The sequence below is a fragment of the Aeromonas enteropelogenes genome (genome assembly GCF_000819845.1).
In the GTDB taxonomy this organism is placed as follows: Bacteria; Pseudomonadota; Gammaproteobacteria; order Enterobacterales; family Aeromonadaceae; genus Aeromonas; species Aeromonas enteropelogenes.
Genome location: NZ_CDCG01000029.1, coordinates 31,555 through 31,856, shown reverse-complemented (window position 1 = coordinate 31,856; position 302 = coordinate 31,555). Strand labels below are relative to the sequence as shown.

1 protein-coding gene is annotated in these 302 nt (G+C 62.6%); it reads left to right on the top strand.

Annotation, left to right across the window (positions count from 1 at the left end; all coding sequences use genetic code 11):
• Window positions 1-102: 102 nt before the first annotated feature.
• On the top strand, window positions 103-302 hold a 200-nt coding region (locus BN1123_RS11170; protein ID WP_042027040.1), incomplete at its 3' end, for a UvrD-helicase domain-containing protein.

The window sequence follows — 302 nt, the reverse complement described above, 5'->3', positions numbered from 1 at the left end:
CCCTTCATCCCCTCCCCCCGATGCCCGCCCCCTGACTTTGGGTTTGGTCTGACGGGGGGATGGCCGTATAATCGCCGCCTGTATAAATAAACAGGAGTGGTGATGGACGTTTCAACCCTGCTCGACGGGCTCAATGACAAGCAAAGAGACGCGGTGGCGGCCCCCCGTTGCAACCTGCTGGTGCTGGCCGGCGCCGGCTCGGGCAAGACCCGGGTGCTGGTGCACCGTATCGCCTGGCTGATGCAGGTGGAACGCTGTTCACCCTTCTCCATCATCGCGGTGACCTTTACCAACAAGGCGGC